Raw genomic sequence first — 6,619 nt, 5'->3', positions numbered from 1 at the left:
CGGCGGCGAGCGCCCCGAGACCGGCCGTCCGGATGACCCCGTGCCGGGGCCCGGTGAGCCGGGCCAGCCGGGACAGCAGCTGGACGCCGGTCGCGAGCCCGTCCAGGACCCGCTCCCCCGGTGCCGGCGCGGTCGCCAGCGCGGCCAGCGCCGCCGGGACGACGACGGCGGCGGTGTGCACGACGGCCTCGTCGTGGGTGTCGTCGAAGTCCCAGGCGTGGATCAGCGTGGACAGCGCGGTCGCCGCCTGTGGCGCGCCGAGGCGGAGGTCGGTCCACGGCACCGCGACCGCGCCCGGCGAGACGGCGGCGAGGCCGTCGAGCACCCGGCGGGCGTCGTCGTTCGCGGCCCCGGCGGCGGCGAGGCCCAGCGCGTCCACGAGGAGGTGCAGGAGCTGGTCGCGGTGCTCCGGCGTCAGGCCGGCCCACCGGCCCGGTGTCGACGTCGGGACGGGTGTGCTCACGGTGCGGGTCACCCTGCTGCCTCCTGCGCTGGTCGGCGGGCCGATCTGCTGGTGATCGGAATCACCGGTCGGCGGCCACGAGGCAAACACGACGAGAGACCCGGGTCAATAGATTCTATAAAATCTAATCAACTGACCATCGAAAGTATCGGCGTGCTACGTTCAGTCGCCCACGGTCAGTCCCGCGGGGCAGGGCCGCGCCGAACCGGGCCGAGGCCTGCCGACCCACACCAGGAGCGCCGCAGCCGATGAGCGAGATGGACGCGCCGCCGAAGTCGCGCACGGCCTACGTGCTCGACCGGCTCAAGGCCGATCTCCAGCAGGGCGTCATCAACCCCGGCGACCAGCTGCGGCAGACCGCGATCGCGAAGCGCTACGGCGTCAGCCCCACCCCGGTCCGCGAGGCGCTGCGGATCCTCGCCGCCGACGGCACCATCGAGTACACGAGCCATCGCGGCGCCACCGTCCGCGACTTCACACCCGAGATGGCGCAGGACCTCTACCGGATGCGTGCCGAGCTGGAGGGCCTGGCCTGCGAGGTCGCGGTCGAGCGCATGACCGACGAGGGCTACGCTGCGATCGTCGCTGCGAACGAACGGCTGGTCAGGGCCACCGCCGACGGCGCCGAACCGGCGACCCTGTCGCTGCTCAACAAGGACCTCCACTTCGCGATCTACGAGACGGCCTCCTCGGTGATGGTCGAGGGCATCGCGCTGCTCTGGGCCCGGTTCAAGCCCTCGGTCACGCTGTGGGGCGTCGGCGAGTTCAGCCGGGCGCTCGACCAGGACCACGACGCGATCCTGGAGGCGCTCGGCCGCCGGGACGGTCCCGCTGCCCGGGCCGCGATGCACGCCCACGTCATGCACGCGTGGGAACTGCGCCAGACCAGCGAGGAGCTGCGCGCCACCGGCCGGGTGGGCGGGGACGCCCCCGGTTCCGCGGCCTCCTGACCACGCCCGGTGGAGCGTCTCCGGCCCCGCTCGCTGCGCGCACCGTGGTTCCCGTGCCTCGTCCTCGCCACGTTGCTCTCGCACGCCGTGCTCGCCGGCGTCCGCACGCTGATCTCCTACCGGGCACTCGCACTCGGCGGTGACGCGGTCACCGTCGGTCTCGTCACCGGCGCGTTCGCGCTCCTCCCCCTCGTCGTCGCGCTGCACATCGGGCGGGCGGTCGACCGCGGGGGCGGGGTGCTCGTCGTCCGGCTCGGGCTGATCCTGACCGTCGCCGCGGTGCTCGTCGCGGCGGCGAGCCCGTCGGCCGGGTTCCTGATCGGCGCCAGCGCGGTGCTCGGGCTGGGCCAGATCCTGCACACGGTGGCGTGCCAGAGCCTGATCCCGCTGTGGTCTCCTCCGGAGAAGGTCGACGACCGGTTCGGGCAGCTGACGCTCGGGGTCTCGGCCGGGCAGCTGGTCGGGTTCCCCGTCGCCGGGTCGGTCGCGACCCTCACCAACGCCGGAGCAACGACGGGCGAGCAGGTCGCCACCACCCCGGCGCTGCTCGTGATGGCCGGGCTCGCCGCGCTCGCCGTGCCACTGGCGTTCTGGTTCGTACCGGCGGAGCGCATCCGGGTCAGCCGCGCCGACGCCTCGGCCGTCCGGCAGAGCACCCTGGCGATCCTCGGCACTCGGGGGATGAAGCCGGCCGTCTACTCGAGCCTGACGGTCCTGACCGGCATGGACCTGCTCATGGCCTACCTGCCGCTGCTGGGACAGTCGATGGGCCTGGGCGTCGGCGCCGTGACGATGCTTCTCACCGCGCGCAGCGTCGCCTCGGTCGTGTCCCGGGCCGCGATGCCGCTGCTGCTGCGGGCCGTCCCGCGTCGGGTGCTGCTGGTATCGGCCACCCTCGCCTCGGGGGCGCCGATGGCGCTCGTGCCGCTCACGACCGACATCGTGCTGCTGACCGTGATGATGCTCGTCGTCGGCTTCTTCTGGGGGCTGGGCCAGCCGCTCACCATGTCCTGGGTGACGACCGTCGCTGACCCGCACAACCGCGCGGCGGCGCTGTCCGTACGACTGGCGGGCAACCGCATCGGACAGGTCGTCGTGCCGCTCGCCGCAGGCGGGCTGGCCGGCATCACAGGCGCAGGCGCGATCTTCCACGCGGGCGGGCTACTACTGCTCTCGTCAGCGCTGTGCACACTGGTCAGCACGCGCGAACCGCCCGCGGAACCCGGGCGGGTGGCGCCCAGCCGCCACGGAGTCCACCCCACGGACGTCACTTCTCGGCGTACCCGGCGAAGGCCTGCCGGCCGATGACCACGCAGACTCCTCGCCGAGGACCCGAGCGTCGTGCTGGCGCGACATGTCCGGGTGCCGTGTTGGTCATGGTCTGCTGCGTTGCTCCCCGCGCTTTCGTCGTCGACGTCGCGAGGACGACCCTGACCAGGTCGGCAGCCACGCCTCCACTGTCGCGAGTCGGCCGAACCGGACCACAGGCGCACTCCTGTCAATGCTCCGGCTCCTGACCCGGCAGAGGGCCACCCCCTCCCCGGCGGCCTCGTCGACAAGGGCACCAGAAGCAAGCGGGCGCGGTTCATCCCGCTGATCGCCGAGGTGCGTGGTCTGGTCCAGCACCGGATCGACGTCGTCGGGGGCCGGCCCGACGCCCGGCTGTTCACCGGACCCCGCGGCGGACGGATCACCACCACGGTGTTCCGGGACACCACCCACTGGGACGAGGTCGTCGCGTCACTCGGGTTCGAGCACCTGCGCCGCCACGGACTCCGCCACACCGGCCTGACGTGGATGGCCGACGCCGGCGTCCGGTGCACGTCACGCCAAGATCGCCGGGCACGGGTCGTTGACCACGACGCAGCGCCACCTGCACCCGGATCAGGCCGCGGGGTCGGCCGCCGGGGACTCGCTGATCGCCTCCCTGCGGGCCCCACGGTCCCCACATGGTCCTCACGAGGCTGCGGGATGACCAGCACGGTGATCGATACCCGGACAGCGAAACAGCCCGCCGACCTGGAGTTTTCCAGATCAACGGGCTGCTGTTCGGCCTGTCGGGACGACAGGATTTGAACCTGCGACCCCTTGACCCCCAGTCAAGTGCGCTACCAAGCTGCGCCACGTCCCGGCCACCCCTCGCGGGGCACGTGGAACCTTACCGTACCCACGGCAGCACCCCACCGGGGGTGTCGTCCGTGGCGTCGACGCTGCGTACGAGCGCGACGGCCTCCAGCTGCGACCCGACGTCGAGCTTCGCGAGCACCGCCCTGACCTGCGTGCGGACCGTCGGGAGCGACACGACGAAGTGCTCGGCGATGGCGTGCACCCGCACCCCGCCGGCGAGCAGTTCGAGGACCTCCCGCTCGCGGCGGGTCAGGGTCGCGATGCGTCCGCGGACGGCGCGCTGACGGCGGTCCCACTCGACGTAGCGCTGCACGAGCTGGTCGCGGTGGGTGGCGTGCAGCAGCGACCGCCCGACGCGGGCCTCCCGGATCGCGACGACCAGTGCGGGCATCGAGGCCGTCTTCGACACCCAGGTGAAGCCGCCCTGGTGCAGGGCCGCGCCGATCCGGGTGGGGCTGGAGCTGCCCGAGAGCACGAGAACCCGCCACCCCTGGGCGCGCAGCCCCGGGATGAGCGGGATGGTGTCGATCCGGCGGCCCTCGGCGTCGCGTCCGAGGTCCAGGTCGAGGACCAGCAGTCCGGGCTCGACCCCGGCGACGGCGCGGTGCACGTCGACGTGCGAGTGCGCGGGACGGAACGAGGCCGGTTCGCCCTCCGCGCGCAGGGCCAGCGCCAGCGACGACCCGACGAGCTCGTGGTCGTCGATGATCAGCACCGTCCCGAGCGGTGCGACCGCCACCGTCCGAGGGTGTGACACCCGCCCGCCCCCCACTCGGGCGGGTGTCACGTCAGGGCTCCCAGCGTGAGCAGGCCACGCCCCAGGAGCGCGGTCCGGCGGTCGAGCGCCGCGACCTCGTTCTCGTACTCCATCGGCCGGGAGCGGAGCTCCCACAGCTCGAGGGCCTGCCGCCAGGCGACGTCACGGGCCAGCACCACCGGAACGTCGGCGACGCAGCCGAGCAGCTGCTCGGACAGCGAGGTCTCGCCGGGGTCCTTTCGGTCGAAGCCGTCGAGCAGGCGGACCATGTGCAGCGAGAACACGTCGTTCACGGCCCGGTAGTCGGCCCGCTCGGCCGGGCCGGGGGTACCGCGCCCGAGGACCGTGCAGGTACGCACGACCGCGGGCGCCAGATCGAAGTTGACGTGCGCGTTCACCCCGACCACCGCGTACTCCGCCGGGGAGATCCGGTCGTGGTGGCGGCGTTCCAGCAGCACCCCCCAGGACCGCGGCGGGGTCCCCCCGGTCGCCTCGGCGTACAGGGCCCGGAAGTAGCGGCGGGCGAACTCGACGTCGAGCCGGACCAGGAAGTCCCGGTCGGCGAACAGGTCGTCGTCGAGCTGGTCCCGGATGCCGCGGGTGATGCGCAGGTAGAGCCGGTTGAACGAGGCGACGCCGTCGCCGGGTCCGTACTCGCACTCGAGGATCTCCTGGAGGTGCTCCAGGTGCGCGACGACGCCGTCGATCGTCTCCGGTGGCGTCGCGAGCAGCGCCGCGACGCGCGCCCGGCCCGCCGGGGCCGTCCCCTCGCCGGAGGGCGTCTCGATGGTGGCCGTCATCGTCGCCTCCGTGTCGCTCGATCCGGTGATCAGCCTGGTCGAGCGTGCCCGGCGACGGTATAGGGCGAATGACCTAGATGTCGGTGCGGTGCTCGCGGAGGACGGCCGCGGCGCTGGTGCGGTTGGTGACGTCGAGCTTGGCGAAGACCGAGGCGAGGTGGGCGCCGACCGTCTTAGGGGTGATGAACAGCCGGGCCGCGATCTGCTTGTTGGTGGCGCCGTCGGCGAGAACCTCCAGCACCTCCCGCTCCCGGTCGGTGAGCCGGGCCAGCGGACCGTCCACGGCGACCGGGGCACGGCCGTCCGTCGCGACCGCGGCGAGCTCCGGCACCTCGATCCGGGCCCGGTGGGCGACCTCGGCGATCTCGGTGAGCAGCGGACCGGCCCGCAGGCCCGCGGCGAGCCGGGCGGCGCGGCGCAGGTCCGCGGTGCCCTCCTCGGTGCGGCGGCCCGCCAGCAGCGCCTCGGCGCTGCGCAGCCGGGCGTAGGAGCCCGGGTAGGGCTGGCCGAGGCCGTCCAGCAGGTCCGCGACGCCTCGCCAGGTGCCCGGGTCGGACCCCGCGGTGGTCCGGGCGTCCTCGGCGGAGCACATGGCCTCGTAGCTCGCGATCACCCCGCGCAGCGCAGGGGCGGAGCGGTCCCCGCGGTCGACGAGGTCGCGCCGGTGGCGGCGCAGCCGTCGCAGCCCGCTGGCGTCGGGGGGACGTCCGGCGAGGACGGCCTGGGCGTGCGCGCGGGCACCGTGCCAGAGCAGCGGCGCGACCGCGAAGACGTCGTCGACGCCGGACTCGACGACGTCGAGCCCCTTCCCGACGTGGGCGAACGCCAGCTCCGGGTTGCCCCGCCACATCTCCAGCCCGGCGCGCAGGATCAGCAGCGGCAACCGCTGCTTGGGCAGGCCCGCCGACCCGGCGATCAGCTCGGCAGCGGTGAGGTCGACGTCGGAGCCGTCGAGGTCGCCACGGCCCATCCGCAGCCGGGCGCGGGCCAGGCGCAGCTCCAGCATCTGCGCCCCGGACGGGGCGGCCGACCATGCCGTCGCCACCTCCCGCTCGGCCTCGTCCCAGGCACCGGCGCGGAACAGCCCGTTCGCCGCCACCACCCGCAGCGACACCGACGAGGTCCGGCCCAGCCCCAGCCCGGCCATCCGCTCGGCTCCCGCCCGGGCCGCGGCGACGCCGTCGTCCAGGGCGTTGAGCGGACCGGTCAGCAGCTCCGCGCGCCGGGCCAGGCACTCCCCCAGCGTCTCCGGGTCGCCGTCGGCCTCGGCGACGGCGACGGCCTCGGTCAGCGCGTCGAGTCCGGCGGCGCCGTCGCGGGAGTGCGCGGCACCGAACCCGAGCGTCGCCAGTACCGACGCCAGTGCCCGCGGCTCCCCCACCCGGCGTGCCGCGACCAGCGCGTCCTCGGCGACGGCGCGGGCACCGGCGTAGTCGGCCCGGTCGAGCAGCGCGGCCGCGTAGCCGGCGAGGACCTCGGCGCGAGCGGCGACGGCGGCGACGGCCGGGTCGTCGCCGGCGGG

Annotated in this window: 6 protein-coding genes and 1 tRNA gene; 2 read left to right on the top strand and 5 right to left on the bottom strand. The window is 74.1% G+C overall.

Annotation, left to right across the window (positions count from 1 at the left end):
* Positions 1 to 475: MmgE/PrpD family protein (locus NH602_RS26600; RefSeq protein WP_253069213.1), on the bottom strand; the 475-nt coding region annotated here is incomplete at its 3' end.
* 236 nt (positions 476 to 711) lie between these two features.
* Here NH602_RS26600 and NH602_RS26595 point away from each other — a divergent pair.
* Positions 712 to 1,413 (top strand): GntR family transcriptional regulator, encoded by a 702-nt coding sequence (locus NH602_RS26595; RefSeq protein WP_179760138.1) that lies wholly within the window; start codon positions 712 to 714, stop codon positions 1,411 to 1,413.
* A 9-nt stretch (positions 1,414 to 1,422) separates the two neighbouring features.
* Positions 1,423 to 2,721 carry an MFS transporter gene (locus tag NH602_RS26590; RefSeq protein ID WP_073575193.1) on the top strand — a complete coding sequence of 433 codons (1,299 nt, stop codon included), beginning with the start codon at positions 1,423 to 1,425 and terminating at the stop codon, positions 2,719 to 2,721.
* A gap of 749 nt (positions 2,722 to 3,470) precedes the next feature.
* On the opposite strand, the gene NH602_RS26585 is transcribed toward NH602_RS26590, so the two are convergent.
* The 4 genes from NH602_RS26585 to NH602_RS26570 form a co-directional block, all read right to left on the bottom strand.
* Positions 3,471 to 3,544, bottom strand: a tRNA-Pro gene (locus NH602_RS26585).
* Between the two features lie 27 nt (positions 3,545 to 3,571).
* Positions 3,572 to 4,279 carry a response regulator transcription factor gene (locus tag NH602_RS26580; protein ID WP_253069212.1) on the bottom strand — a complete coding sequence of 236 codons (708 nt, stop codon included), beginning with the start codon at positions 4,277 to 4,279 and terminating at the stop codon, positions 3,572 to 3,574.
* Between the two features lie 44 nt (positions 4,280 to 4,323).
* The gene (locus NH602_RS26575; protein ID WP_073575208.1) at positions 4,324 to 5,097 is read right to left on the bottom strand and encodes a DUF5995 family protein; all 774 of its coding nucleotides are present in this window, start codon (positions 5,095 to 5,097) and stop codon (positions 4,324 to 4,326) included.
* Positions 5,098 to 5,170: 73 nt separating this feature from the next.
* On the bottom strand, positions 5,171 to 6,619 hold a 1,449-nt coding region (locus tag NH602_RS26570; RefSeq protein ID WP_253069211.1), incomplete at its 5' end, for a LuxR family transcriptional regulator.

The organism is Pseudonocardia sp. McavD-2-B (assembly GCF_024124365.1).
Classification (GTDB): domain Bacteria; phylum Actinomycetota; class Actinomycetes; order Mycobacteriales; family Pseudonocardiaceae; genus Pseudonocardia; species Pseudonocardia alni.
Note: the sequence above shows the minus strand (reverse complement) of the source record. Positions and strands in the feature narration are given on the sequence as shown.

What these genes read in the sequence shown, in the direction of transcription:
- NH602_RS26595 (WP_179760138.1), top strand. Translation starts at nt 712, where the DNA reads ATGAGCGAGATGGACGCGCCGCCGAAGTCGCGCACGGCCTACGTGCTC.
- NH602_RS26575 (WP_073575208.1), bottom strand. Translation starts at nt 5,097, where the DNA reads ATGACGGCCACCATCGAGACGCCCTCCGGCGAGGGGACGGCCCCGGCG.